This window comes from Agrobacterium vitis, from assembly GCF_037039395.1.
Lineage (GTDB): Bacteria > Pseudomonadota > Alphaproteobacteria > Rhizobiales > Rhizobiaceae > Allorhizobium > Allorhizobium vitis_E.
In genome coordinates this window covers 3,138,184-3,162,878 of the sequence record NZ_CP146242.1, presented here as the reverse complement: position 1 = coordinate 3,162,878, position 24,695 = coordinate 3,138,184, and the positions used below count along the sequence as shown (strand labels likewise).

At 57.5% G+C, this 24,695-nt stretch carries 18 protein-coding genes and 1 pseudogene; 6 read left to right on the top strand and 13 right to left on the bottom strand.

Translation table 11 applies throughout. The annotated features are described in order from the left end of the window. Positions 1 to 529: 529 nt before the first annotated feature. The 6 genes from metF to V6582_RS17100 all read right to left on the bottom strand — a co-directional run bounded on the left by metF (position 530) and on the right by V6582_RS17100 (position 10,190). Positions 530 to 1,447 carry a methylenetetrahydrofolate reductase [NAD(P)H] gene (metF, locus tag V6582_RS17125; protein WP_156632620.1) on the bottom strand — a complete coding sequence of 306 codons (918 nt, stop codon included), beginning with the start codon at positions 1,445 to 1,447 and terminating at the stop codon, positions 530 to 532. Next, positions 1,447 to 2,448, bottom strand: a complete 1,002-nt coding sequence (locus V6582_RS17120) for an ArsR/SmtB family transcription factor (RefSeq protein WP_156632660.1) — start codon at positions 2,446 to 2,448, stop codon at positions 1,447 to 1,449. The genes metF and V6582_RS17120 overlap by 1 nt, the downstream gene beginning before the upstream one ends. A gap of 227 nt (positions 2,449 to 2,675) precedes the next feature. Next, complete coding sequence (locus V6582_RS17115) at positions 2,676 to 4,868, bottom strand: methyl-accepting chemotaxis protein (protein ID WP_156632621.1); 2,193 nt, start codon at positions 4,866 to 4,868, stop codon at positions 2,676 to 2,678. 295 nt (positions 4,869 to 5,163) lie between these two features. Beyond that, positions 5,164 to 7,542, bottom strand: a complete 2,379-nt coding sequence (locus V6582_RS17110; RefSeq protein WP_156632622.1) for a methyl-accepting chemotaxis protein — start codon at positions 7,540 to 7,542, stop codon at positions 5,164 to 5,166. 129 nt (positions 7,543 to 7,671) lie between these two features. Continuing rightward, complete coding sequence (ettA, locus tag V6582_RS17105; protein WP_156632623.1) at positions 7,672 to 9,321, bottom strand: energy-dependent translational throttle protein EttA; 1,650 nt, start codon at positions 9,319 to 9,321, stop codon at positions 7,672 to 7,674. Positions 9,322 to 9,467: 146 nt separating this feature from the next. After that, complete coding sequence (locus tag V6582_RS17100) at positions 9,468 to 10,190, bottom strand: ribonuclease T2 family protein (protein ID WP_156632624.1); 723 nt, start codon at positions 10,188 to 10,190, stop codon at positions 9,468 to 9,470. A gap of 187 nt (positions 10,191 to 10,377) precedes the next feature. Between V6582_RS17100 and V6582_RS17095 the strand changes: the two genes are divergently transcribed. The 3 genes and pseudogenes from V6582_RS17095 (at position 10,378) to V6582_RS17085 (ending at position 14,064) form a co-directional block, all read left to right on the top strand. Further along, positions 10,378 to 11,331, top strand: a complete 954-nt coding sequence (locus V6582_RS17095; protein WP_156632625.1) for an alpha/beta hydrolase — start codon at positions 10,378 to 10,380, stop codon at positions 11,329 to 11,331. Positions 11,332 to 11,407: 76 nt separating this feature from the next. Then, positions 11,408 to 12,380: pseudogene (locus V6582_RS17090) on the top strand (DMT family transporter). A 31-nt stretch (positions 12,381 to 12,411) separates the two neighbouring features. Continuing rightward, the gene (locus tag V6582_RS17085) at positions 12,412 to 14,064 is read left to right on the top strand and encodes a thiamine pyrophosphate-binding protein (RefSeq protein WP_156632627.1); all 1,653 of its coding nucleotides are present in this window, start codon (positions 12,412 to 12,414) and stop codon (positions 14,062 to 14,064) included. Positions 14,065 to 14,124: 60 nt separating this feature from the next. On the opposite strand, the gene V6582_RS17080 is transcribed toward V6582_RS17085, so the two are convergent. Then, on the bottom strand, positions 14,125 to 14,601 hold the full coding sequence (locus tag V6582_RS17080; protein ID WP_156632628.1) for a MarR family winged helix-turn-helix transcriptional regulator: 477 nt from the start codon (positions 14,599 to 14,601) through the stop codon (positions 14,125 to 14,127). A 95-nt stretch (positions 14,602 to 14,696) separates the two neighbouring features. On the opposite strand from V6582_RS17080, the gene V6582_RS17075 reads away from it, so the two are divergent. Next, the gene (locus V6582_RS17075) at positions 14,697 to 15,137 is read left to right on the top strand and encodes a carboxymuconolactone decarboxylase family protein (RefSeq protein WP_156632629.1); all 441 of its coding nucleotides are present in this window, start codon (positions 14,697 to 14,699) and stop codon (positions 15,135 to 15,137) included. 53 nt (positions 15,138 to 15,190) lie between these two features. Here the strand turns inward: V6582_RS17075 and V6582_RS17070 are convergent, their stop codons facing one another. The 3 genes from V6582_RS17070 to V6582_RS17060 form a co-directional block, all read right to left on the bottom strand. Beyond that, on the bottom strand, positions 15,191 to 15,532 hold the full coding sequence (locus V6582_RS17070; protein WP_156632630.1) for a RidA family protein: 342 nt from the start codon (positions 15,530 to 15,532) through the stop codon (positions 15,191 to 15,193). A 75-nt stretch (positions 15,533 to 15,607) separates the two neighbouring features. Continuing rightward, on the bottom strand, positions 15,608 to 15,943 hold the full coding sequence (locus tag V6582_RS17065) for a TIGR01244 family sulfur transferase (protein ID WP_156632631.1): 336 nt from the start codon (positions 15,941 to 15,943) through the stop codon (positions 15,608 to 15,610). A gap of 103 nt (positions 15,944 to 16,046) precedes the next feature. After that, positions 16,047 to 16,880, bottom strand: a complete 834-nt coding sequence (locus V6582_RS17060) for an aldose 1-epimerase family protein (protein ID WP_337739308.1) — start codon at positions 16,878 to 16,880, stop codon at positions 16,047 to 16,049. Between the two features lie 393 nt (positions 16,881 to 17,273). Here V6582_RS17060 and V6582_RS17055 point away from each other — a divergent pair, with 393 nt between their 5' ends. Next, positions 17,274 to 18,611 (top strand): L,D-transpeptidase family protein, encoded by a 1,338-nt coding sequence (locus V6582_RS17055; protein ID WP_420360202.1) that lies wholly within the window; start codon positions 17,274 to 17,276, stop codon positions 18,609 to 18,611. An 86-nt stretch (positions 18,612 to 18,697) separates the two neighbouring features. On the opposite strand, the gene V6582_RS17050 is transcribed toward V6582_RS17055, so the two are convergent. From V6582_RS17050 to V6582_RS17040, 3 genes are all read right to left on the bottom strand, one after another. Continuing rightward, complete coding sequence (locus V6582_RS17050; RefSeq protein ID WP_015916544.1) at positions 18,698 to 19,414, bottom strand: ParA family protein; 717 nt, start codon at positions 19,412 to 19,414, stop codon at positions 18,698 to 18,700. Positions 19,415 to 19,590: 176 nt separating this feature from the next. After that, entirely contained in the window at positions 19,591 to 20,736 is a 1,146-nt protein-coding gene (locus tag V6582_RS17045; RefSeq protein ID WP_156632633.1) for an iron-containing alcohol dehydrogenase, read from the bottom strand. Positions 20,737 to 21,055: 319 nt separating this feature from the next. Then, on the bottom strand, positions 21,056 to 22,627 hold the full coding sequence (locus tag V6582_RS17040) for an amino acid permease (protein WP_156632634.1): 1,572 nt from the start codon (positions 22,625 to 22,627) through the stop codon (positions 21,056 to 21,058). 892 nt (positions 22,628 to 23,519) lie between these two features. Between V6582_RS17040 and V6582_RS17035 the strand changes: the two genes are divergently transcribed. Further along, a complete protein-coding gene (locus tag V6582_RS17035; RefSeq protein WP_156632662.1) occupies positions 23,520 to 24,578 on the top strand; it encodes an ABC transporter substrate-binding protein in 1,059 nt (352 codons plus the stop codon). Positions 24,579 to 24,695: the final 117 nt, after the last annotated feature.

Here is a 24,695-nt window from a genome sequence, read left to right as displayed (position 1 = left end):
ACGGCGCTGTCATTAACGATGAAATATTTCGTTATCACGCGATTTTAACAATATGTTTCCGTGCGTTACCTTTTCTTCCAATGGTTTATACAGGCAGGCTGCTGCAACGCAGCACAAATTTCGCTTTTCAAATGACACGAAACGGTCATATTCTTTAACTGTTAACGCAAGGGAGACCGAGATGGGACTGACACGTTCGTTCAACATCCTGGCAGTCGGAGTAGCGTTTCTTTTTGTCGCAGCGATGCTTTTCATCTGAGGACGACAACGACAAGAACTCCAACACCGTATGCGGCGGCGGCATGGACCGCCATAACACTTTTCATAATCAACGATGCTAAAAACGCCGTGCGCCCTCGATGGCGCACGGCGGTTTTTATTGAGCAAGAATGTTCAGTCGACCGGCTCATGAACGCATAGAAGTATCAGGCCCCGCACTGGTCCACGTGCTTAAGCGTCACGCTCAGGGGAGCGTCTGACGCTTTAGTTTTGTTTTATCGTGGTCGTTATCGCAAAATTGTTGCGCGCTTTACGCCACAACCCCTGCCGGACTGGAGACGACGGTATCGGAGCGCTGCAATCCCAGCCGTTCCAGCGTGGCATTGACCAGCGGGGCCCGGTTCATCGTATAGATGTGGAATTCGTCGATGCCGCGCCCCTGCAGGTCGGCGATCTGCTCGGCAGCCAGTGCAGCGGCAACGCTGGTGCGTTCGAAGGGCTTGTCGTCCAGCCCTTCGAAACGCTGGTCCAGTATGGCGGGAACGGATGTACCGCACATTCCGGCAAAGCGTTTCAGCTGCGTGAGGTTAAGGATCGGCATGATGCCTGGCACGATAGGAATGTTGATCCCGGCGGCCCGTACCTTGTCGAGATAGCGTTCGAAAATATCGTTATCGAAGAAAAACTGGGTGAGCGCCCGGGTCGCGCCATTGTCGACCTTGCGTTTCAACATGTCGAGATCCATGGCGAGATCGGCGCTTTCCGGATGCTTTTCCGGGTAGGCGGAGACAGAGATCTCGAAATCGCCAAGCTCTTTCAGGCCCTTCACCAGGGCTGCCGCGTTTTCAAAGCCACCTGGATGCGGTTGATAGGCTGAACCGACACCGGTCGGCGGATCGCCGCGTAGCGCCACAAAATGCTTGACGCCAACGGCCCGAAAATCCTCGACCACCTGGGTGATTTCCTCGCGCGTCGCACCGACGCAGGTGAGATGCGATGCGGTGGCGAGCGGCGTTTCCGCCAGCAAGCGGCGCACGGCGGCCAGGGTCGGCGCCTTGGTGGTGCCGCCAGCGCCATAGGTAACGGAGACGAATTCCGGCTCCCAGCCGGTGAGTTCATCGACCGTGGCCCAGAGTTGAGCTTCCATTTCCTCGGATTTCGGCGGAAAGAATTCAAAGGACAGCTTGAAGGGCCGCGCCTGATCTCTTTTGGAAGATGTATGTGCCATCAGTAAACTCCCGCCCGCGCGGCCTGCTGCGCCACGGATGCTGTGGCTTGACCATAGGTCGCCAGCCAGATTGTTGCCGTAAGCGCCTCCCCATCCCTGTGGTTTGGCGCAATATCGATTGCGTTTGTGACGTCAAAACCGGTTTTGACGAGCCAGCCCTCCATCAACTGATGGGAAAACCCCAGCCGCACATGCGCATGATCCTCGCGCAAATGCTCCAGTTTATGCGGTGCAAGATCGATGATCACCAGCCGGCCGCCGGGCTTCAGCATACGCGCCGCCTCGTTCAGCGCCAGTTCCGGCTCCACCAGGAAATGCAGTACCTGATGAATGATCACCACATCGAACTCGCCACCATCGAGCGGCAGATTGAGAATATCGCCCTGGCGCACAGCAGCCTTGGCCACACCAGCTTTGTCAAGATTGACCCGGGCAACCGCCAGCATGTCGCGGCTGGCATCGATGCCCACCGCCCGGTGATAGCGGCTTTCCAGCAATTGCAGGATACGCCCGGTGCCGGTGCCGAGATCCAGCAGAGCCTCGACTGTATCTTCGCCGATCAGCTTCACCAATGCATCCTCGACCTCGCGGTCATTGATATGCAGCCGACGCAACTCGTCCCATTCGGCGGCATTGCGACTGAAATAGGCCTGCGCTTTTTCCGCCCGCGCCCGTTTAACCGCTCCAAGCCGCTCACCGTCACGCGCCAAAACAGGATCGGACGTAGAGGCAACCGCCAACAGGTGACGCGCGAGATCGCCCGCAGCCCCCTCCTGTTTCAAACGAAAATAGGCCCAGGCACCTTCCTGGTAACGATCCACCAGTTCCGCCTCAGCCAGAAGCTTGAGATGGCGCGAGATACGCGGCTGGGATTGCCCCAGAATGTCGGTCAGGTCAGATACGGTCAGATCTCCCGCCGCCAGAAGCGCCAGCAGACGCAGGCGGGTTGGTTCACCTGCCGCCTTGAGAAGATCGACCAGACCGTCCAATGTAAAAGACATGCTCATGTCGCTTCCGTCAATCAAGATATAAACATATCTTTATGTGATGCGCATAATTTTCGCAAGCCCCAAATTGCCGTTCACTATCCTCCCTGCACGGTGAATCAACAAAAATCCGCCGGTGACTGGTGCCACCGGCGGCATTGAAAGCCCTGTCTCTTGAACCAAACAGGCATGGCATCGTTGTCTTTTCGGAAAAATCGGGTTCGATTTTTCCCTGACGAGTTTTAGGCCACCCGCTGGCGTGCGAAATCCGCCCGTCCTGCGGAGGCCGTAGCACGACTGGAGTTCTGGTGGCCCGTCTTGAAATTCGCCAGCAATTCCGAGAGCTTCGCCGCTTCATCGGCAAGCCCTGCCCCGGCAGCATTCATCTCTTCGACCATGGCGGCATTCTGCTGCGTGGCCTGGTCCATATGGTTGACGGCGACATTGACTTCGCCAAGCCCCACCGATTGCTCCTGGGCGGCTGTCGCGATGGCATCCATATGCTCATTGATCTCCTCGACCACCTTCGCGATGGCGCCGAGGCCCTCACCCGTATCATGGACCAGCTTGACCCCCTCGGAAACCGCGACTTCCGAATTGCCGATCAGCTGTTTGATTTCCTTTGCTGCATTGGCAGAACGCTGCGCAAGCTCACGCACTTCCTGGGCAACGACAGCAAAGCCCTTGCCCGCCTCACCCGCACGGGCCGCCTCGACACCGGCGTTCAGCGCCAGCAGATTGGTCTGGAAAGCGATTTCGTCGATCACCCCGATGATCTGGACAATCTGCCGAGACGCATTCTCGATCCGGCCCATCGCCGTCACCGCATTGCCGACCACATTGCTGGACCTGTCGGCACGGCCGCGGGCATCCCGAACGAGATCACGGGCCTGGCCGGTTCGCAGCGAGGTCGACTTCACATTGGCGGTGATTTCTTCCAGAGCCGCCGCTGTCTGTTCCAGGGAGGCCGCCTGGGTTTCGGTCCGCTTGGAAAGATCGTTGGAGGCATCAGAAATCTCACCGCTGCCATTGCGTACGCCGCTCGCGGATATGCCAACGGAAATCAGGACGGACCGCAACTGGTTGACCGATGTATTGAAGTCATGCCTCAAGGCTTCGAACTGCGGTGAAAACTGCTCCTGGATTTCGCAAAGCAAATCGCCCGCCGCCAGCTGGCGGAGTCCGGAGGCCAAGGCCCCGGTGGCGCGGGTGAGACGTTCGTTTGCCTCCGCCTCGGCCTTGGCCTGCATTTCCTCGCGCTCGATCTCGGCAAGACGGCGGTTTTCCTGGGCCGACCGTTCCAGTTCATCGTTGCGAAGCGCGGCCTGGCGGAACACCTCGACCGAGTGGGCGATGTCGCCGATCTCATCTTTGCGGTCGAGATAGGGAATAGCGCCAGCCTTGTCGCCCTCGGCAAGGCCGGTCATCCGGCTTGAGATCCGGCGAATGGCATTCGAGAGAACCCGCAGGACCGAAATGCTGAACACGGCGGTGATCAAAACCAGGATGCCGAGAGCCGTCACCATAAAATAGAAGGAGTTACGCGCGTCCGACAGCTGCGCATCGGCAAAGGCACCCAGATCTTGCGATGAGGATTTGATCAGGTCGGCAACGACATCCCGTCGCTTGGCCATGATCTTGTCCCAGGTGTCGAGATCGCCTGCCGCTGGGGTATATGTACGCCCCACGGACATCGCGTCGACGGCACTTTGGACAGGCACAGCATCGCTTCCTCGCCAGAACTGCTCGTAACGATCCATCAACGGCTTGGGCAGGAATTGCTGCATCGGCTTCATGTAAATCGAGGCCTTATTGAATCCGGCATGGAACCGGGCTGCCTCTTCGGGAGACAGCGTGCCCTTTTGCATATAAACTTGGCCGATCCGGTTGATGATCAGATAGGAATCGTTGACCTGCAACAGGGAATAATAGCCCTGGATACCTTGTGACAACAGGCGATCATCGACCAGATTGGCGGCACGACCGGCCAATTCCATTCCCATGGCGGAAATAGGCTGGAGATATTTCAGCGGCATGATCGGATCGACGCGATCGGCATCGACGGCAGAGCGAAATTCGCCAATCCTGGAGAAGGCGTCAACGAGCCGGTTGTTCAGGCCGTTCAGGATTGCATCATCATAGCCAGCGGCGATGGCGTTGTTATAGGCGCTCACCACTTTCGCATAGGCCGCATCCGATGTTGCCCGTGCCTCTGCCCTGGCTGCCGGCGACGCCGCGCCCTCCAGAGGCATGACCACCAACAGATTGCCCCCATCCCGTGCCAGTTGCTCCAGCGTCACGGCCTTGGACGTTTTCGTATAGTTATCCCAGGCCTCCCAGCTCAGGATCGCACCAAGCACGATGGCCGCCATCAATGGCACGATCCCAAGACTTGTTAAAAGCACCTTAAATGACAAAGCGGAAATAATTCGCATAAATACCCCCCGAAAATCACAGAATTCACCGCATAGAGCGGCAAAAACTCATAGTGATTTCCAATTTGCGAGAAATTGATTATTTTTCCGTAAGTAAATTAAAACAAACGGAATCAACTTGAGGCTGCGTATTTTCTTACTGCCCCTCAACTACAGTAAGCAGCAGATCACATAATTCAAAAATGCCATCGGAATTTTCCAGGCATAATTTTCTCAAGCTGCGGACGGGGTCTCCCCTTAAGCGGAAAAGCCCCGCATCTGAAAGATGCAGGGCTTTTTTGTATTGGAGAGGATTTCAGAATTCTTCCCAGGCATCCTTCGAAACGGCAACGGCGGCGCTGCCTCGGCTTGGAGCGGCTACCGCCCGGCTGGGGCGCGTGAGGGGAGCTGCCTGCCGCTCCATACGAGCCGGGGCTGTCGCAGCCGGTCGGGCGGATCGATACTGGCCAGCTGTCGGTGCGGGAGACAAACCGGCCTTTTGCTCGCCCGTCTCGAAATTCGCCAACAGTTCGGCAAGCCTGATTGCTTCACTGGCAAGGCCCGCCCCTGCCGCGCTCATTTCCTCCACCATGGCCGCATTCTGTTGGGTGGCCTGGTCCATATGATTGACGGCGGTATTGACTTCGCCGAGGCCGACCGACTGTTCCTGCGCCGCCGTCGCGATAGCATCCATATGCGCATTGATGGCCTGCACGAGTTCGGCGATTTCGCTCAGGCCCTTGCCGGTATCGTTCACAAGTCTCACGCCATCGCCCACCGCCACTTCCGAATTGGCAATCAACGCCTTGATCTCCTTGGCGGCGTTGGCGGAACGCTGGGCAAGCTCGCGTACTTCCTGAGCAACGACGGCGAAGCCCTTGCCCGCCTCCCCGGCGCGCGCTGCCTCGACGCCCGCGTTGAGCGCCAGGAGATTGGTCTGAAACGCGATCTCATCGATGACGCTGATGATCTGGGTGATCTTTGAGGATGCCTCTTCGATACGCCCCATGGCCGTGACCGCATTGCCCACCACCGCTCCGGAATGCTCGGCGCGTGTGCGGGTATTGCGCACCAGATCGCGCGCATCGCCCGTGCGCTGCGACGTTGCCCTGACATTGACGGTAATCTGCTCAAGGGCTGCGGCAGTCTGCTCCAGGGAGGCCGCCTGCTGCTCCGTGCGCTTTGCCAGATTGTCGGACGCCTGGGAGATTTCCCCACTGCCATTGCGCACCGCATGCGCGGCACTGCCGACGTTCAGCAAGGCCGTTCGCAATTGCTCGACAGAGCGGTTGAAGTCATGACGAAGCGCTTCAAACCGTGGAGCGAATTCCTCGCGGATTTCACAAAGCATATCCCCGGACGCCAGGCGCTTCAAACCGGATGCAAGCGAACCGGTTGCCCGGTTCAGGCGCTCCTCGGCCTCCGCTTCGGCAACGCGCTGAACTTCAATGCGCTCAAGCTCACCCCGACGCCGCATCTCCTCGGTTTCAGTCTCAAGCTGCTTGTTGCGAATGGCCGCCTCCCGGAAAATCTCGACCGAGCGGGCCATGGCTCCCACTTCATCCTGACGGATGGTGAAGGGGATATTTTTCTGCGTATCGCCATCGGCAAGGGTTCGCATGGACTGTGTAAGAGTACCGATGGGAGCAACAACGCGCCTTACGACAATCGCCATGCCTGCAATGGTCAAGATGATTGAGCCAGCGAGCAAGGCGCTATACAAAATAACCATGGAGAAGGCCGAATTAGCCAACCCGTTGGCTTTATCGTTCACAACCTTCATGGCCGTGACCACGACACCGGCTATGCTGGCCTGCGCTTTGGAACTTGGCGACAGCCATTTATCCAGCGTCAAATCCGTCGGCTCGCCAGCTACAACTTTTTTGTAAAGAGTGTCGCGCATATCCGCGAATGGGCCGGAAAAATACCCTGTCTCGGCATTGGCGAGGGCCTGCTTCAATTCCTCCAGCATCGTCGAATGATTGACGAGCGCGCGAACCTGAAGCCAGCCGGACATGATTTTTGAATGCTGGTTCGCGACTTCAAGCACATCCGGCATAGCAAGAGGTTTTTGCAGAGCGATAGCCTTGTTGAGCAGGATGTTTTCCGCACCGGCCGCCGAGCGCGCGACCCACGCATTGGTTCTGACCTGCAAAAGATCCGTCAAGCTGTTATCCAGCGTACGAATGGCAGATTCGGTGAAAACCGAGCTTTTTTCGAGATCGTCAAGCACGGTATCGCCATAGGAAAGCTGCTTTACATTCAAATCCTTATTGCGACTTTCCAGCGGAAGCGAAAACTGCGCATCAAGCGGCTGGCGCATCGAGACGATCGTGTCGTAATGCCCTTTGATCCTGTTCAACATCGCCGTGAATTCGGGGGAACCGACAACGGTGACCGCTGCGGTAAAATCCTGCATCGCCGCGTCCACCTTCTGGCGATCGACAGGAACATCCTTCGCAGTCGTTCCAGCCTTTTCAGGGCTTGTGATAAAGACGGTGTTGCTATGGCCGCGTTCCAGACGGTAATTCAGCAGAAAATCAAACAGCGCCTTATTGACCGCCGTCAGTTTTGCGACATCGCGGAACACGCCGAACTGGTTGTAAGCGACATAGAGCGATCGCGACACCATGGCGCCCAAGGCAATGCTGATAATAAGAAAGACTGAAACCAGAACGTTACGTATAGAAAACATAATCCCCCACAGGCGCTAAACCTCTGGATGAACTTCATCACACTAACATCTAATATACTGTTAAAATTATGATAACGAAAACCGACCCCAATATGGACAAAGCCATCCCGGGGCCGTCAATAATCAAGATTACCGGGTCAGGCGCTTGTAGCTGACGCGCTTCGGATTGACGCTTTCGGCGCCCAAGCGGCGGATCTTGTCCTTTTCATAGTCCTCGAAATTGCCTTCGAACCATTCCACGTGGCTGTCGCCTTCGAAGGCGAGAATGTGGGTGGCCAGACGGTCGAGGAACATGCGGTCATGCGAGATGATGATCGCGCAGCCGGCAAAGCTTTCCAGCGCATTTTCCAGCGCACCGAGCGTTTCGGTATCGAGGTCGTTGGTCGGTTCGTCGAGCAGCAGAACATTGCCGCCAGCCTTCAGCATCTTGGCCAGATGCACGCGGTTGCGCTGACCGCCGGAGAGATTGCCGACCTTCTGTTGCTGGTCGCCGCCCTTGAAGTTGAAGGCACCGCAATAAGCGCGGGAGTTCATGTCGAACTTGCCGAGCTTGATGATTTCGGCACCACCGGAAATTTCTTCCCAAACCGTCTTGTCGGCAGCCAAAGTATCGCGGCTCTGGTCGACATAACCGAGCTGCACGCTATCGCCGACTTTGACCGTGCCGGAATCCGGCGTTTCCTGGCCGGTGATCATCCGAAACAGCGTCGTCTTACCGGCACCGTTCGGGCCGATCACGCCGACAATGCCGCCTGGCGGCAGTTTCAGGCTCAGATTGTCGATCAGCAGACGGTCACCATAGGACTTGGAAATCCCGTCCAGTTCGATCACCACCTGGCCCAGTCGTTCGCTGACGGGAATGATGATCTGCGCATCGCCGGGACGCTGCTTGTCAGCCGCTTCCACCAACTGCTCATAGGACTTGATACGCGCCTTGGACTTGGCCTGACGGGCCTTCGGGCTGGATGCGATCCATTCCTGCTCGCGCGACAGCGCCTTCTGGCGCGACGCATCTTCGCGGCTTTCCTGCATCAGGCGCTTGGCCTTGGCTTGCAGATAGGCCGAGTAATTGCCTTCGTAAGGAATGCCACGGCCACGGTCGAGTTCGAGAATCCAGCCGGTGACATTGTCCAGGAAGTAGCGATCGTGGGTAATCATCAGCACGGAGCCGGGATATTCCCGCAGGTGGTTTTCCAGCCAGCCGATGGTTTCAGCGTCCAGATGGTTGGTTGGTTCGTCGAGCAGCAGCAGGTCGGGCTTTGACAGCAGCAGCTTGCACAGCGCCACGCGGCGGCGTTCACCACCGGAAAGGCTGGTCACATCGCTGTCGCCGGGCGGGCAACGCAGCGCATCCATCGCCATTTCGACCTGATTTTCCAGATCCCAGAGGTTCTGGCTGTCGATAATATCTTGAAGCTTTGCGCCCTCGTCCGCCGTCTCGTCCGAGTAATTCATCATCAACTCGTTGTAACGGTCGAGGACGGCAGTCTTGGAAGCAACGCCTTCCATGACGTTTTCGAACACGGTCTTATCAGGGTTCAGCTTCGGTTCCTGCTCCAGATAGCCCATGGTCGCGCCTTCGGCGAGCCAGGCTTCACCGGTATATTCCTTGTCGAGACCGGCGATAATGCGCAAAACCGTCGATTTACCGGCACCGTTCGGGCCGAGAATACCGATCTTGGCATCGGGATAGAAGGACAGGTTGACGTTCTCAAGGATCTTCTTGGCGCCATAGGACTTGTTAAGCCCGGACATGTGGTAGATGAACTGACGTGCCATCGGTAAAATGCTCCGCACGGGTAAATGGAATTGCCCGCTATGTAGGCGAAACCGCAAGCGGGGGCAATGCCGCCCGCGCAATTCCTTCAGGTCTTGCCCTGTTTACGAGATAGGATGCAGGCGCAATATCCGGTCTTAAAGCAGGCTCATTGCAGCCCAACCGGATCGACAATACCCTGGTTGCAATCGAACTTGGTTGAGCCTGCCGCCTGGATGCGCTCCTGCAGCGGCGTCCCGGCATCGCCATCGCCAAGTCCTATGGTCAGCTCCGTCACAATCCGTCTGTTGCCGTCTTGTTCACAGCTCATTTTCACCCGCCGTCCAGCACCCGTACCAAAGCTGGCATCAAACGCTGTCTGCACATCTTCCTGGGTGACCGTCTTGCCCACATTGGCGGCAAACAGACCGTTGACCGCCGAACCGTTCAGGGTCTCGATCAGCGCGATCGCCTCGGCAAAATAGTCTTGCTGACCAAGACCGGTGCAGGTGCCATGCTTGATCCATTCATGCCGTTCCAATGATGACTGGGTGCCGGGCATGACCCGGTCCAACGCCTGACGAGTGGAGGCAGACAGCGTCACCTCCGGCAGATCGGTCCAGCGGCTTTTCTTGTCGGCATCGATATCGGCCTGATCAACGCCGCAATAGTTCTGGCGCATCGGCCACAGCCCGTGCAGAGTAAAATGGCTGGCATCATAGCGGTCCGCCGTCTGGCTCTTGCATTCCGGCTTGTCCGGCTTGGTCTCGCAAAAACCCGGCTGCCAGCTGACGGCCAGAATGCTGGTCGTCCTGCCTTTTTCCGCTGAGAAAGACGGATGACAGGTCAGAAAGACCGCCGCAGCCAGACCCAGATAGTGAAAATGCTTCATGATGTTCTCTCCACCGAATCGCTTAAGGTCTTCATGGAACGGTTGAAACAGGCTTGCAACCTTGAATAACGGTATGAACCTGCCTTTCAGCAATTGCACTTGGCGGCAAAATCACGTCATTTTTCGGGGCAGAACGGGTTGAGACTCGCGATATACCATTCGCGTTCGGCACTATCGGGAGGACGGCATGTTTGACGAAACGCTTTACCTGCAAAGGCCGGATGGTGCCCGGATCGCCTACCATCATCAACAAGCAGAAAATGACGGCAAGGCCATTCTGCTCGTCAATCACGGGCTGATCGAACATTCGCTTCGCTATCGCCGCTTTGCCGTCTTCATGGCGGCCTCGGGCTTTCACGTCTATGCCCATGACCACCGTGGACACGGAGAAACCCAGGCCCCGAATGCGCCGCTTGGCCGCTTTGCGCGAAAGGATGGGGTGTCGCTGGTGATAGACGATGCCAAGGCAATCCGCGACCTGGCCATTGCCAACCATCCCGGCCTGCCGGTTCTGCTGTTTGGTCATTCCATGGGCGGGCTGATCGCGCTGCGCACCGCCACGCAATTCCCGGAGAGCTTTCAAGCGCTGGCGATATGGAATTCCAATTTCAACAACGGTATTGAGACCCGGTTCGCCCGGCTGGTTCTGAAGATCGAGCGCGCATTGAAAGGGTCTGACGTGCCAAGCCTGCTGATGGCCAGGGCAACCTTCGAGGCCTGGGGCAAGTCCGTATCCGGCAGGCGCACTTTGTTCGATTGGCTGAGCCGCGATGACGCGGAAGTCGATCTCTATGCCAATGATCCGCTCTGCCGGTTTCAGGCCAGCAATTCCCTGTGGATGGACGTGCTTGACCTGACGGCGCAGACGGCCACCCTGCCCCGCCTTGCCCGGCTGCGGACCAACCTGCCCATTCATCTGGTCGGCGGCGGGCAGGACCCGGCCACCAAAGGCGGCGAGGCCACCCGCGCACTGGACCGCCGCCTGCGGCAATCCGGTCTGACCGATGTCACGCTGACCCTTTATCCCGCCATGCGGCATGAAACGCTGAACGAAATTGGCCGAGACGAGGCCATGGCGGCGTTTCGGGATTGGGCGCGAAAGGCGCTGGGCCTAGAGGCCGTTCATTCCGGCTTGGAATGACCCTATAACAGAAAGTCACGTGCCGTCCGGCATGATGGACGGTATAGACAGACGATCAAAAGCGAGACAGTCCCGCATGTCCACTCCACCGCGTGCCACTTCAGGCACAACCAGCCAAGCGCCGTTGTTCTCCGGCGTCACGTTCGGACTTGGCATGATGGTCCTGTCGGTGCTGATCACGCCGCTGGTGGATGTGTTTTCCAAGCTGGCAACGCAAACCATGCCTGCTGCCGAAATCAGCCTTGCCCGGTTTTTCTTTCAGATCCTTTTCATGCTTCCCGTGCTGATGATACGCCGCACATGGTTGAAACTGTCCTGGTCCAACACCCGCCTGCACATGATCCGTGGCGGGGTGCTCTGCCTGTCGATGCTGACCTTTGTCACCGCGCTGCGCACCATGGAAGTGGCGGATGCCGTGGCAATCTTTTTCGTCGAGACCGATCATCCTGACGATCTTAAGCGGCATTATCCTCAAGGAAAAAATCGGCTGGCGCCGCTACCTCGCCTGTGGCACCGGATTTATCGGCGCCATGCTGGTGGTGCAGCCCAGTTTCCAGGAAGTCGGCGCTGTGGCCTTCCTGCCGATCATCGCAGCCTTTTGCATCGCCATTTTTGCAATCCTGACACGGCTATTGTCACGCCATCAGGACCCGTTCGTCATGCAGGTGGAAACCGGCTGCTGGGCCATGGTGTTTTGCACCATCATGATCGCCATAGGCCAGACGATGAACCTCGCCATGTTCGATCTGGTCCAGCCGGACCTGACCGGCACCATCTGGCTCATCTGCACCGGGGCCACCGCCGCGGTCGGCGGTGTGCTGGGCGTGTTTGCCTATCGTGCCGCGCCACCCTCGATGCTCGCGCCGCTGCAATATCTGGAAATCGTCACCGCCACCCTGTTTGGCTGGCTGGTCTTCCATGACCTGCCGGATGCGCTGAAATGGCTGGGCATCGCAATCATCATCGGCTCCGGCCTCACCATCATCTGGCGGGAGCGCAAACATGCATCCAGGCCTGTTTCCGAAAGCAGCGGGCCACCGCAACCTTAAATTCGGCCAAACCACATCCAAGGATCGCTCCATGAAAAGAACCGGCGGACAATTGATCGTTGAAGCCCTGAAGGCCAATGGCGTGAAGCGCGTCGCCTGCGTGCCCGGCGAAAGCTATCTGGCGGTGCTGGACGCGCTGGTTGATAGCCAAATTGAAACCGTCGTCTGCCGTCAGGAAGGCGGGGCGGCGATGATGGCCGATTGCTGGGGGCGTCTCACCGGCGAGCCCGGCATTTGCATGGTAACGCGCGGTCCCGGCGCCACCAATGCCTCGGCGGGCCTGCATATTGCCCGGCAGGATTCGGTGCCGATGATCCTGTTCATCGGACAGGTCGCCCGCGACATGCGCGAACGCGAGGCGTTTCAGGAAGTCGAATACCGCCGCGCCTTTACCGAATTTGCCAAATGGGTCGGCGAGATTGATGACGTCGCCCGTATCCCGGAATTTGTCAGCCGCGCCTTTGCCGTGGCCACATCGGGCCGTCCCGGCCCCGTCGTGCTGACCCTGCCGGAAGATGTGCTGGTGGAAGAGGCGGACGCGCCAGAATCCCGCCCCTATATGCCGGTGGATGCGCATCCCGGCCCTAGCCAGATTGCTGCGCTTGGCGCGATGCTTGAGAAGGCGGAGCGTCCGCTGGTCATTCTCGGCGGCACCCGCTGGGATGAGGCCTCGGTGAAGACGTTTGAAGATTTTGCCGCACAATGGAAACTGCCGGTCGGCTGCTCCTTCCGCCGCCAGATGCTGTTTGATCATCTGCATCCCAATTACGCGGGCGATGTCGGCATCGGCATCAATCCGGCGCTTGCGAAAGAGGTGAAGGAAGCCGATCTGATCCTGTTGCTGGGCGGTCGTTTTTCAGAAATGCCGTCATCGTCCTACACGCTGATGGACATCCCCTACCCCAAGCAAAAACTTGTTCATGTCTATCCCGACCCGTCAGAGCTTGGCCGGGTCTATCGCCCGGATCTCGCCATCTGCGCCAGCCCCAAGGATTTTGTCGCCGCTCTGGTAAGCCTCAAAGCACCAGCCTCGCCGGTTTGGGCCGAGCGGACAAAAGCCATGCATGCCGCCTATCTGACCTGGTCCACGCCCCCCAAAACTGGCCCCGGTGCCGTGCAGATGGGACCGATCATGGAATGGATCGAAGCCAATACCGCGAAAGACGCAATCTTCACCAATGGCGCCGGCAATTACGCCACATGGCTACACCGCTTCCATCGTTTCCAGGGCTACAACACCCAGGCAGCCCCCATCTCCGGCTCCATGGGCTACGGCCTGCCCGCCGCCGTGGCCGCCAAGGCGCAGTTTCCCGAACGCGACGTGATCTGCTTTGCCGGTGACGGTTGCTTCATGATGCATGGCCAGGAATTCATCACAGCGGTGCGCTACAATCTGCCGATTATCGTTTTGCTGATCAACAACAGCACCTATGGCACGATCCGCATGCATCAGGAGCGCGAATACCCGGGCCGCGTCAGTGCCACCGATCTGGTGAATCCAGACTTCAAAGCCTTTGCGCAAGCCTATTGTGGTCATGGAGAACTGGTGGAAAAGACTGAGGATTTCGCGGCGGCGTTTGAGCGCGCCCGCGCTTCTGGCAAACCATCGATCATCGAAATCAAGCTGGACGCGGAAGCGATTACGCCAACACGCACGCTGACTCAAATTCGCGAGAAAAGCTGATAACGCTTTGAAATGACAGCCATCACCCTAGAAGCAAAGCTTGGCAATGGTCTCTCCGCATCATGCTGGAGAGGCCATTGCGGCAAGCCGCACCAGCCAGCAGCGAATAACGGTTTCATCATTCTGCGAAAGACCGGTTATCAATTCATTTTCAAGGGCATAGACACGTTTCTTTGCCTCATTCAGACGATGATGCCCGATTTCGGTTAAATCGAGTTGCTGAATGCGTCCATGAATGGGATGCGGTCGCCGCTCCACAAGCCCTGCCTTCATAAGATTGGCGACGATCACGGTCATGGTCTGCGGTGTCAGCAGCGATAAGCGGGCCATATCCGCGCTGGAATGTCCGGGATAGGCAGCCAGCATGGTCAGGACGGAAAACTGCGGCTGGGTTAGATGGAGGTCATCCAAATCCTGCTCGACGCGGTTTCGATAGGCATTTGCCCCTTGGCGCAGCAGGTAGCCCAAATATCCATCCTCACCCCGTTTCCCTTGCCCAGCCTCAGGCAGGGCTGAATCGTTTTGCGTCTTGCACATTATAAGAGCCCTGATATGTTATTCGTACACTGATAATAACATTAAAATCGGGCCCACCCAATATGACAAATTCAAATGACCCAGAACCGCAGAACATGACCTATGAGCACTTTCGCCAGACGTCAGCGGCCGCCCATGCTGCGCTTTTAGCAATGGGAAAAGCCGTCGATGACAGCGGCCTCGAAAAGGAACTGACGGAACTGGTAAAATTGCGGGTGTCACAGATCAATGGATGCGCGTTTTGCACGCAACTCCATCTCAATGTCGCGCGCCGGATTGGCTTGGACATGCAAAAGCTTGATCTGCTGGTCGCATGGCGAGACGCAAGCGTTTATTCAGCCAGGGAAAGAGCAGCGCTTTTGTGGGCCGAACAGATCACAACCATGGCAACACACCGTACAACAAACGATGATTACATCGCGCTTTTCAGAGATTTCAGCGAAGAAGAAGCCATTAATCTCACTGTTGCCATTGCCAATATCAATGCATGGAACAGGATTGCAGGCGGACTGCATTTTCCACCACCAGCAGCCTAAATATACAAACAAGAAGGCCGGCTTCCACCGGCCTTCAAGGTTAAATGCAGGCCTTAAATCGCAGCCGTCACGATGAACTCGACCTTGTAATCCGGCGTCGCCAAAGCGCCCTGGCTGGTGGCGCGGGCTGGCGGGTTGGCGGGGTCGATCCAGGCTTCCCAGACAGCGTTCATTTCAGCGAAGGTGGACATGTCGGAGAGGTAGATGATGGTTTGCAGGATCTTCGACTTGTCGGAACCGGCAGCGGCCAGCAGGCGATCCACTTCGGCCAGCGCCGACTTGGACTGTTCGGTGACGCCAGTGCCTTCGCCGACCTGGCCAGCCAGATAGACGGTATTGCCATGGACGACAGCACCGCTCATACGCTTGCCGGGCTCGATACGCTTGATGGACATGGAATATCTCCTTGAGGTTGTGAAACACGAAAACGCTGCGGACTTTGCCGCAGCGTGGGAAAGTTTTTTGACCGCTTAACGCTGGCGCAAGCTGTGTTCGTAGGTCGCCGTAGAGCGGGCACCGGAACGACAATAGCCGAGCATCGGGCGCTCCAGATCATCAAGCGCGTCGACCATGGCGGCGACGGCATCCGGCGTGACCCCCATCGGGCCGACCGGAATATGGCGAATGGCAAGCCCCAGCTCTTCGGCCCGCGCAGCAATGGCGCCAAAGTCCGGCTGGCCGGGCTCTTCGCCATCCGGGCGATGGCAAACGATGGATTTAAAGCCCAGCGCCTTGATATCATCCAGATCATCGAGACTGATCTGACCGCTGACGGAATATTCCTCGTTGATCGGCCTGATATTCATCGTCGCATCCTTTTCAAAACCGGCTTAATCGAAACCGGCCAAACATTTACGATGTGGATACCGGGGCGTCAACGCCGCAAGCGGATTCCAGACGCGCCAGTTCTCATACGAAGAAGAAATCCAGTCCGAATTCACGGCTCTCGCCAGGTGCCAGCATGTCGAGTTCGCCACCCTTGGCGAGATCGTCACGTCCAACCCAGCGATGCGTGACCGGCTCGATGCCCACCACATTGGCGGGTGCCTGCTGGTTGCGCCAGATTTGCAGGAATGGCAGGCTTGCCGTGTCGAAACGTACCACCAGCGTCAGCCCGCCAACCGAGGCGATTGGGCCAAGCCGAAACTCCGCCCAGCCATCCGCTCCTGCCTTGTCGCCGTTGGCGGCGACGCAGAACACCCCGCCCGGCTCCGCGCCGAAACGCCAGCCGAAATCGCCATCGTCAAGCATTGCGCCTTCCATCCGCACCGCGTCGTCGAACAGTTTTGCCGCGACATTCATGTGATACATCAGCATGGCGGGAAACGGCGCATGGCCGCTATTGGTGATCCGGTCGCGCAGCGCGACAATACCGGTTTGCGCATCGATGCGCCAATGTCGCTCCAGAAGCGACTGGCCGCCATCGGCATGAATTACCGGAATTTCAGCCCGGCACTCACTGTCGCTTTGGTGAAGGATCGTGGCTGGATGTGATGAAAACGAACCATGCAGCGGATAGCGACGTCCGCTGCCACCGCCAATCGGTTCCGGGTGCCGGATATGGTCAGGGCCGCAGGTGAAGAGAAAACCTTCAAGCGAATGGTCGATGCGCGGATCGCCATCATCCGGGATGGCGCGGTGCGGCGACAGATCGACACCATCGATGATCAAGGTGCGAATATCCATAACCGACGTCGGGTCCAGTTCAACGATTGGACCCTTGGCTGCCTGTAGCTTCATGATTCGTCTCCTCCTGCAATCCGCACAGCATTAGCGCGCCAATAGCGGCCTATGCCATGTCCTAGACCGTGTAAAAACCCGGCAGCCTAAGCTTTTCCCGTGTAAAACTCTGTTAATTCGGATGGACTACCGCATTCACGTCTTCCGCCCTATCATGCGCTAGATCATTGTTTATACATCGATTTTTGCAAGCTTGGTTGAGGCCTCCGCTTGGATAGAGGCACGGAGGTTTAACAGTTTCTTCACTTCGTTTTCATTTTTCCATATTAGCGTCAAAATTACGGTGTCTCAGCGCATGATAAGCAATTGTCCATGCTTTGGCGCAAGCGCCTCGATTTCCCCTGAACCGGATAGGGTTTGGGGCGTTATGCAAGAAACCAACCGGAAAGATCACCCGTGCAGCCGCTTTGGAAAACTGGTCTCATCGTCGTCGCGCTTCTCTCAACCGTGTCGCAGCCTGCGCTGGCGCGCAGCCCCTATACGGGGCAGAACGCGAATACGGTGCTGATTACCCCCTCAGGCGAGGTTCTGGATTTCGTACCCGAACAGGGCTCGGTGATGATCAGCCGCGACCGCATGGGCCGCACGGTGTTGATCGACCGCTCCGGCAATCTGATTGCGACTGAAATGCCTGCCGACATGGTTTATGGGCGCCCCAACCGCAACAGTAATACCAGTGACTACTATCCGCCTGCCCCATCCGGTGGCGGCTACGACGATGAAGACATGGCAACCGGCGGCATTCCAGAGGATCAGCCCGTTGAGCGCCAGCCGCTCGGCGAGGGCTATCCGCAAAACGTCAACCACGATCCGTCAGTGAGCGACGATGCCCTGGCACGGCCTGCTTCCCCCTCGACCGCAGCGCCTTCGACGCTTGGCAGCAGCGGCAAGGCCAAGCCGGAAATCACCGCGCTTCAGGTCTTTCTTGCCCGCGAAGGGTTTTCGCCGGGCGCTATCGACGGCCATATGGGCATGAATGTGCAAAAGGCGCTGGAGGCCTGGCAGCAGAAGACCGGCGAAACGCTGAACCCTAACGACACCGACGCCATAGTGGAGCGGTTGCGTATGAATGGCGGCCTGCCCTTCACCAGCTACACGCTGACCGCTGCCGACGCCGCTGGCCCCTATGTGGCGGAAATCCCTGAGGATTACAGCCAGAAGGCAGCGATGCCGTCGCTTGGCTATACATCCACGACCGAAATGCTGGCTGAGAAGTTCCACATGGATGAGGGGTATTTGAAAGCGCTCAATCCCGGTGTCGATTTCACTGTTCCCGGCAGCACGGTCAAAGTGGTCAGCATCGGCCAGCCCCATAGCGGACGGGTTGCCCGCATCGTTGCCGACAAGGGCCGCAAACAGGTTCTGGCGTATGGTGAGGATGGCCAGTTGATCACCGCCTATCCGGCCAGCATCGGCTCCAATGACACGCCATCGCCATCCGGCACCGTGCAGGTGCAGCGCGTCGCGTTCGATCCCGGCTATACCTATAATCCGAAGGTCAATTTCCAGCAGGGTGCCAATGACAAGGTGCTGAATATTCCGCCAGGCCCAAATGGCCCGGTCGGCACCGTCTGGATCGCCCTGTCCAAGCCAACCTACGGCATCCACGGCACACCGGAGCCCTCGAAAATCGGTCGCACCCAGAGCCATGGCTGTATCCGCCTGACCAATTGGGATGCAACGGAACTGGCCAAGATGGTGCAGCCTGGCGTTACCGTTGAATTCGTGGACTGATAGCCGTCAATTTTAAACACAAGAAAACGCCCTGCCGACAGGTGTCGCAGCAGGGCGTTTTTTATGGCTTATATCAATTACAAGTCTCAGGCGGCATCACCGATCAGCCGCAAAAGGCGCGGGCGCAGGCTTCGTACCACTTTTACCGGCAACAAATGCACGACTTCCGCAGCAAAGGCGCGTGAATTGTCCTGGGCCTTATCCAGATTGCTGACCTTGGCCGGGTCCATCGAATAGACCGTGCCGCCAGTCTCGAAAATATCCCGGAAAGCATTGCGCTCGGCAATCGGCGTATTGATGACATTCACCCCACGCGCCGCCAGCAGGCCCTTGATAGCAAGAAGCGCCCGTGTGGTGACCATCGAGGCGACCCGCGTCAGAACCACCGAATGCGGAATAACCAGATTACCGGCAATCCGCATCTGTTCGATCAGGTCGAGGATCTGGGCGGCCCCCTTGGCGTCCATGGCACAGCCCTGAACGGGAATCATCACATGGTCGGAAAGCCCGATCGCCATGGTAACGATGGCGTCACGCGCACCGGCCAGGTCGATGATAACGTAATCGGCGGTTTTGCGGCCTTCGCGGATATGGCCCTGCAATGATCCAACGCTGACTTCGGAAATGACTTCGATATTGTGCTGCAACCCGGCGGCTTCCGACCATTGGGTAATCCAGCGCTGCGGATCGGCATCGAGAATACAGATCCGGTAGCCCTGATGGGCAAGTTCTGTGGCAAGCAGCAGTGCTGCTGTGGTTTTACCCGCGCCGCCTTTGGCATTGGCAAATGAGATGACTGGCATTGGTGTCCTCGATGCTATGATTGAGCCACTCATCGCTCTGACAGGCACCCGACTGTTCATGGCGCCCGGTTAATACATCCTTGCTAAAAATGGTTAATAAATAGCAAATGACATATATCAGTTCTTGTGAATGAAATTCTAGGTTACCTTGCTTGCCGTAAGCTGGAGCCAGATTTTCAAAAACATTCCGCCAGCAATGCGGTGGTATTTTCCAAAGTCATCTTGACGGGGTTGCTCGCAGCACTTGCATCGCGGATCGCCATGGCGGCCAGGTCGTCCAGCCGATCACCCGGCACGCCAAGCTCACTTAGATTATGCGGAATGGCGAGATCCTCGCGAAACACCATCAGAAAATCATGGAAACCATCGAAGCCACCCTGGATTTCCAGATAGCCCGCCAATTTCTCGATCTTGCGCTCTATGGCCTTACGGTTGAAAGATACCACCATCGGCATGAGCACGGCATTGGTTGTGCCGTGATGGGTATTATAGACCGCACCGATAGGGTGCGACAGCGCGTGAATGGCCCCCAGCCCCTTTTGCAGGGCAATCGACCCCATGACCGCCGCCGACATCATGTTAAGCCGGGCTTCCAGGTCCACCGGATCACGATAGGCCTTAGGCAGAAACTCCTTGACCAAGCGCATCCCCTCAATGGCGATACCCTGGCCGAGTGGATGATAGACCGGTGAACAATAGGCTTCCAGGCAATGAGCAAAGGCATCCATACCGGTGCCAGCCGTGATGGATTTTGGCATGCCAACCGTCAGTTCCGGGTCGCAAATGACGATTGCCGGCAGCATTTTCGGATGGAAGATCGCAGTCTTGACGTGGGTGACGGTATTGGTGATCACGCAGGTGCGCCCCACTTCGGCACCGGTTCCCGCGGTGGTCGGCACTGTCACGACCGGCAGGATTGCCGACTCGTCGGCATCACGCCAGCCCTCGGTGCCAGCGGCGAAATCCCAGACAGACCGGGTCTGACCAGCCATGAAAGCCACGCATTTCCCGAGATCAATCCCCGACCCGCCGCCAAAAGCGACAACGCCGTCATGACCGCCTTGCCGAAAAGCCACCAGCCCGGCTTCCAGATTAAGCTCCGTCGGGTTGGGTTCGACATCGGCAAACAGCGCATGGTCCAGCCCAGCATCGCTCAGCGTTTCCTTCGCCACCCTGGTAATAGCCAGCGAGGCCAGCCCTCGGTCGGTCACCAGCAGCGGATTGCGCATACCCAGAGATTTGCAGGCTTCACCCAGCTCTTCTATCCGACCGCGCCCGACCCTGATGTCGGTCGGATAACTCCAATTCGCAAAGATTTTCATGATCGCATCACTCCTTCCACCGGAGGATCGAAGAGGGGATCGGAAAAGGCAAAAAGGAATAGCGAGGGTCATGCCGCTGCTCGCGTCCTGACCACAGTGTAAACCTCAGAAAATCTGAACCTCCCGAATGCGGGCTTTCCTCCTCACCCACGCAAGCCATGGTAGGGCATCTAATATAAATAACTACTAATCAAAAAGGGAAAATCACTGGCTTCGCCACCACAATTTCAAATTTCAAAAGAAAAACACCTCACGCTTTCCTTTAGTCAAAGAGAGGCCGCCGATCCGGGCGACCCCTCTTCGTATGAGGTCAGGCCATTCAGCCTTGACCGACAGCCTTTTCCGCAGCGGCAATTTCCGCCTGCCGTTTTGCCACTTCATCGCCAATCGGCGGCCCCTTGAAGCGGCGCTGCTCGAACAGAACCCAGATCAGCGCCGTCAGTGCCAGGAAGCCGACCGTGATGTACAGCGCCCACTGATTGGGTGGCTGCACGCCGATGATGAAAATGACCACCATGGCCAGGATGACCAGCAGGCCGACAAACCTGTAGGCGCCGATGCCCATGTTCCACGGCCCCATTTTTGGCCATTTCGCCGTACCGATCACCTTCATGCCGAGCACGATCGGAATGGCGAAGGACAGGAACAGGAAGATCACCGTGCAGGACACGACAATCGTATAGGCCGAGGCCCCGGCAATGGTAACAAGCGACGCACCCCAGACGAACAGCACTGACAGCACCGCTCCGACCCAGATCGCCGTGGCAGGGGTACGGAACCGTGGGCTGACGCTGGAAAGCGCCTTGGACGCAGGCAGGCCGCCATCACGCGAAAAGGCATAGATCATCCGTGATACCGAAGTGACGGTTGCCAGACCGCAGATGAACTGCGCAACGAAAATCGCCAGATAGAGAATATTGGCGACAACCGGGTTGGTGATGCTGTTCAGCGTCCAGAAAAACACGTTCCAGCCCTGGGCTGCGGCTTCATTCATATCGGGAATGGCCAGGAGGAAAGCCAGCAACATGATGTAGCCAAACAGCGATGCCCAGAAAACCGAGGAAATAATCCCCTTCGGCACCGATTCCGAAGCCTTGATGGTTTCCTCCGAGGTATGGGCGGAGGCGTCGTAACCGGTGATCGTATAGATCGGCAACAGCAGGCTGAGGGCAAAGATATACCAGACACTGCCGGTTTGCGGCCAGACCGGCGCATCGCCAGCCGGCGTGCCGGAATAATTGGTGAAGGTCCAGATCCGCGAGAAATCCCAGTCTTTCACGCCGATCAGGCAGACGATTGTCAACGCGATGGCGGTGATGAAGATCAGGTAACCCGAGAGATCCGTCAGCTTGGCGGTGAGCTTGATGCCGAGATGGTTGATCAGCGCCTGCACCGCCGTAATCGCGGCCACGAACAGGATCTGATTGGCAAAGCCGCCCGCCGTCGTCGTATCGACATTAATGCCGAACCAACCGGCAATCGAGCCAGCGAAAAAGCCCCAGGTGCCGACATTGATAGCACCGAGCACCGTGACCAGGCCGATCAGGTTGAACCAGGCCGTCACCCAGCCGGTGAACCGATTTCCGAGGATAGAGCCCCAGTGATAAAGCCCGCCAGCGGTCGGATAGGCCGAGGCGATCTGCGCCATGCCGAGCGCGAAAACGCCGGAGATAAGGCAGCCCAGCGGCCAGCCGATACCGATGGCCGCCCCACCGGCCCCGGATGTCGCCTGGGCCAGCGAATTGATGCCGCCGGACACAATACAAATGATCGAGAAGGAAATCGCAAAGTTCGAGAACGAACTCATGCGCCGCTCCAGCTCCTGCGCATAGCCCATGGAATGGAGGATATGCAGGTCTTCCTGCTTATCGACGTCACTATAACCGGTCATGATGACCCCCAGTTAAGCCGAGAAAACACACCTCGGCAGCCTTTGCCTTTTCGGTTTGCCGGTTGTTACCGTTGCAAACCGCACGCAGTCTTCGCTGCTCCCTTTGGATCTTGTTATTAAAGCCGGACCGGACTTATCCGGATGGCTTGGAAACCTGTCACGATCCTGTGATACAGGTCCCTGTTTTCAGTGTTTGCCTAAAATCAATTTCAGTCGAGAAAAAAATCAAACTCCAACCTTTCAAATGCCTATGCAATTCACATGCCTGTTCGCGCCATTCCCCAGCCTGCGACCGTCTTACTGACCGGGAGTGCTGGAAAAACACCTCATTAAGCCCGGCTCGGATAACAAAGCGCAGCCCACGGGCCAGCCTGCACGGGATAGCCACAGGGCTGGTTTTTTGAGACAAAAATCTTGTTTTCTTTTTTAAATCAAAGAGCTAACCGCCAATTTCCCGATGTTGTCCCTGGCTGAACCGGGAAAAGTCATTTTTTCCAGCCGGGGCAGATTGACTCGATGACCCTCTGTCGTCTTATCTTTGCGCAATAAACCGGCAAAGACCGGAGGGGAACAATCGACGCTTGCAGATACCTGTCATCTCAGCAGCAGCGCGCGCAAAATCCAGGGTCATGGCTTTTACCTGCTCGGCCGGTTCATCAGCGTTATCAGCGTTACCGCAGATTGTCTCCAAGAATACCGTTGCAGAAATACTTGCAGATATGCCCGTTATAGCAGTGCTCGCCCACCCTGTCCGTCACATAACTATCATCTGCGCCCCCTATGCAGTCGCTCGGCTTACCGCAGACAATCTTGCAGATCAAAGATTTGCAGATCCACAAGGAGGATACCCGTGAACATCCGTTTGCACCGCATTCTTTCCCTCTCGACCGCCATGGTCGTCGCATCGGCCGCCTATGCAAGCGCCGAACCGAGCGCCGAGCTGATCGCAGCTGCCAAAAAAGAAGGCATGCTCACCACCATCGCCCTGCCCCATGACTGGTGCGGCTATGGCGACGTGATCGCCGGCTTCAAGAAGAAATACCCTGAAATCAAGGTCAACGAGCTGAACCCGAATGCAGGTTCCGGCGACGAAATCGAAGCCATCAAGGCCAATAAGGGCAATACCGGCCCACAGGCTCCCGATGTCATCGACGTTGGCCTGTCCTTCGGTCCTGCGGCCAAGAAAGACGGTCTCGTTCAGCCCTATAAGGTTTCCACCTGGGATTCGATCCCTGCTTCGGCCAAGGATGCCGATGGCTATTGGTATGGCGATTATTACGGCGTTCTCGCTATCGGCGTGAACAAGGATATCGTCAAGGACGTGCCGAAGAGCTTTGCCGACCTGACCGATGCGAAATATGCCAATTCCGTAGCCATGCCTGGCGATCCGCGCACCGGCAACAGCTCGATGATGACGGTTTATGCTGCTGGCTCCGCAAAGTCGGGCAAGGCTGGCGCTGACGCCGCCACCGCCGGGATCGAGTTCATGAAGGCGCTTAAGGAAAAGGGCAATCTCGTGCCGGTCAACGGTTCGGCCCAGAACATGGCGCAGGGCACCACGCCGATCCTGTTCGACTGGGACTATAACGTGCTTGCCATGCGCGACAAGCTCGCTGGCAACCCGCCGATGGACGTTGTCGTTCCCTCGGATTCGGTTATCGCCGGCGTTTATGTCCAGGCAATTTCGGCCTTCGCACCGCATCCGAATGCTGCCAAGCTGTGGATGGAATATCTCTATTCCGACGAAGGTCAGCTCGGCTGGCTGGCTGGCTATTGCCATCCGATCCGCTTCAACGACCTGGCTGAAAAGAAGAAGATTCCGCAGGCCCTGCTCGACAAGATGCCGGATGCCGCAGGCTATGCCAAGGCGATCTTCCCATCTCTGGACGAACAGTCTGCCGCCAAGGCCGTCGTTGCCGCCGATTGGGCAAAGCAGATGGGCGCACAATAATTCAGCCCAGGGCTGAAACTTCACCTTACCTTTGCGCAGGCCGGTTTAAACCGGCCTGCGTGGTTCATGAAAAGGGAAAATTGGCATGACCGTTGCGGAGACCGGGCTTCACTCGCC

Excerpts from the sequence above, each read along its gene's own strand:
- V6582_RS17035 (WP_156632662.1), top strand. The coding sequence starts at position 23,520 with ATGGTCGTCGCATCGGCCGCCTATGCAAGCGCCGAACCGAGCGCCGAG.
- V6582_RS17110 (WP_156632622.1), bottom strand. The coding sequence starts at position 7,542 with ATGTTTTCTATACGTAACGTTCTGGTTTCAGTCTTTCTTATTATCAGC.
- V6582_RS17050 (WP_015916544.1), bottom strand. The coding sequence starts at position 19,414 with ATGCCAGTCATCTCATTTGCCAATGCCAAAGGCGGCGCGGGTAAAACC.
- V6582_RS17120 (WP_156632660.1), bottom strand. The coding sequence starts at position 2,448 with ATGTCTTTTACATTGGACGGTCTGGTCGATCTTCTCAAGGCGGCAGGT.
- V6582_RS17095 (WP_156632625.1), top strand. The coding sequence starts at position 10,378 with ATGTTTGACGAAACGCTTTACCTGCAAAGGCCGGATGGTGCCCGGATC.
- V6582_RS17070 (WP_156632630.1), bottom strand. The coding sequence starts at position 15,532 with ATGTCCATCAAGCGTATCGAGCCCGGCAAGCGTATGAGCGGTGCTGTC.
- V6582_RS17085 (WP_156632627.1), top strand. The coding sequence starts at position 12,412 with ATGAAAAGAACCGGCGGACAATTGATCGTTGAAGCCCTGAAGGCCAAT.
- V6582_RS17080 (WP_156632628.1), bottom strand. The coding sequence starts at position 14,601 with ATGTGCAAGACGCAAAACGATTCAGCCCTGCCTGAGGCTGGGCAAGGG.
- ettA (WP_156632623.1), bottom strand. The coding sequence starts at position 9,321 with ATGGCACGTCAGTTCATCTACCACATGTCCGGGCTTAACAAGTCCTAT.
- V6582_RS17045 (WP_156632633.1), bottom strand. The coding sequence starts at position 20,736 with ATGAAAATCTTTGCGAATTGGAGTTATCCGACCGACATCAGGGTCGGG.
- V6582_RS17040 (WP_156632634.1), bottom strand. The coding sequence starts at position 22,627 with ATGACCGGTTATAGTGACGTCGATAAGCAGGAAGACCTGCATATCCTC.
- V6582_RS17065 (WP_156632631.1), bottom strand. The coding sequence starts at position 15,943 with ATGAATATCAGGCCGATCAACGAGGAATATTCCGTCAGCGGTCAGATC.
- V6582_RS17100 (WP_156632624.1), bottom strand. The coding sequence starts at position 10,190 with ATGAAGCATTTTCACTATCTGGGTCTGGCTGCGGCGGTCTTTCTGACC.
- V6582_RS17115 (WP_156632621.1), bottom strand. The coding sequence starts at position 4,868 with ATGCGAATTATTTCCGCTTTGTCATTTAAGGTGCTTTTAACAAGTCTT.
- metF (WP_156632620.1), bottom strand. The coding sequence starts at position 1,447 with ATGGCACATACATCTTCCAAAAGAGATCAGGCGCGGCCCTTCAAGCTG.
- V6582_RS17075 (WP_156632629.1), top strand. The coding sequence starts at position 14,697 with ATGACCTATGAGCACTTTCGCCAGACGTCAGCGGCCGCCCATGCTGCG.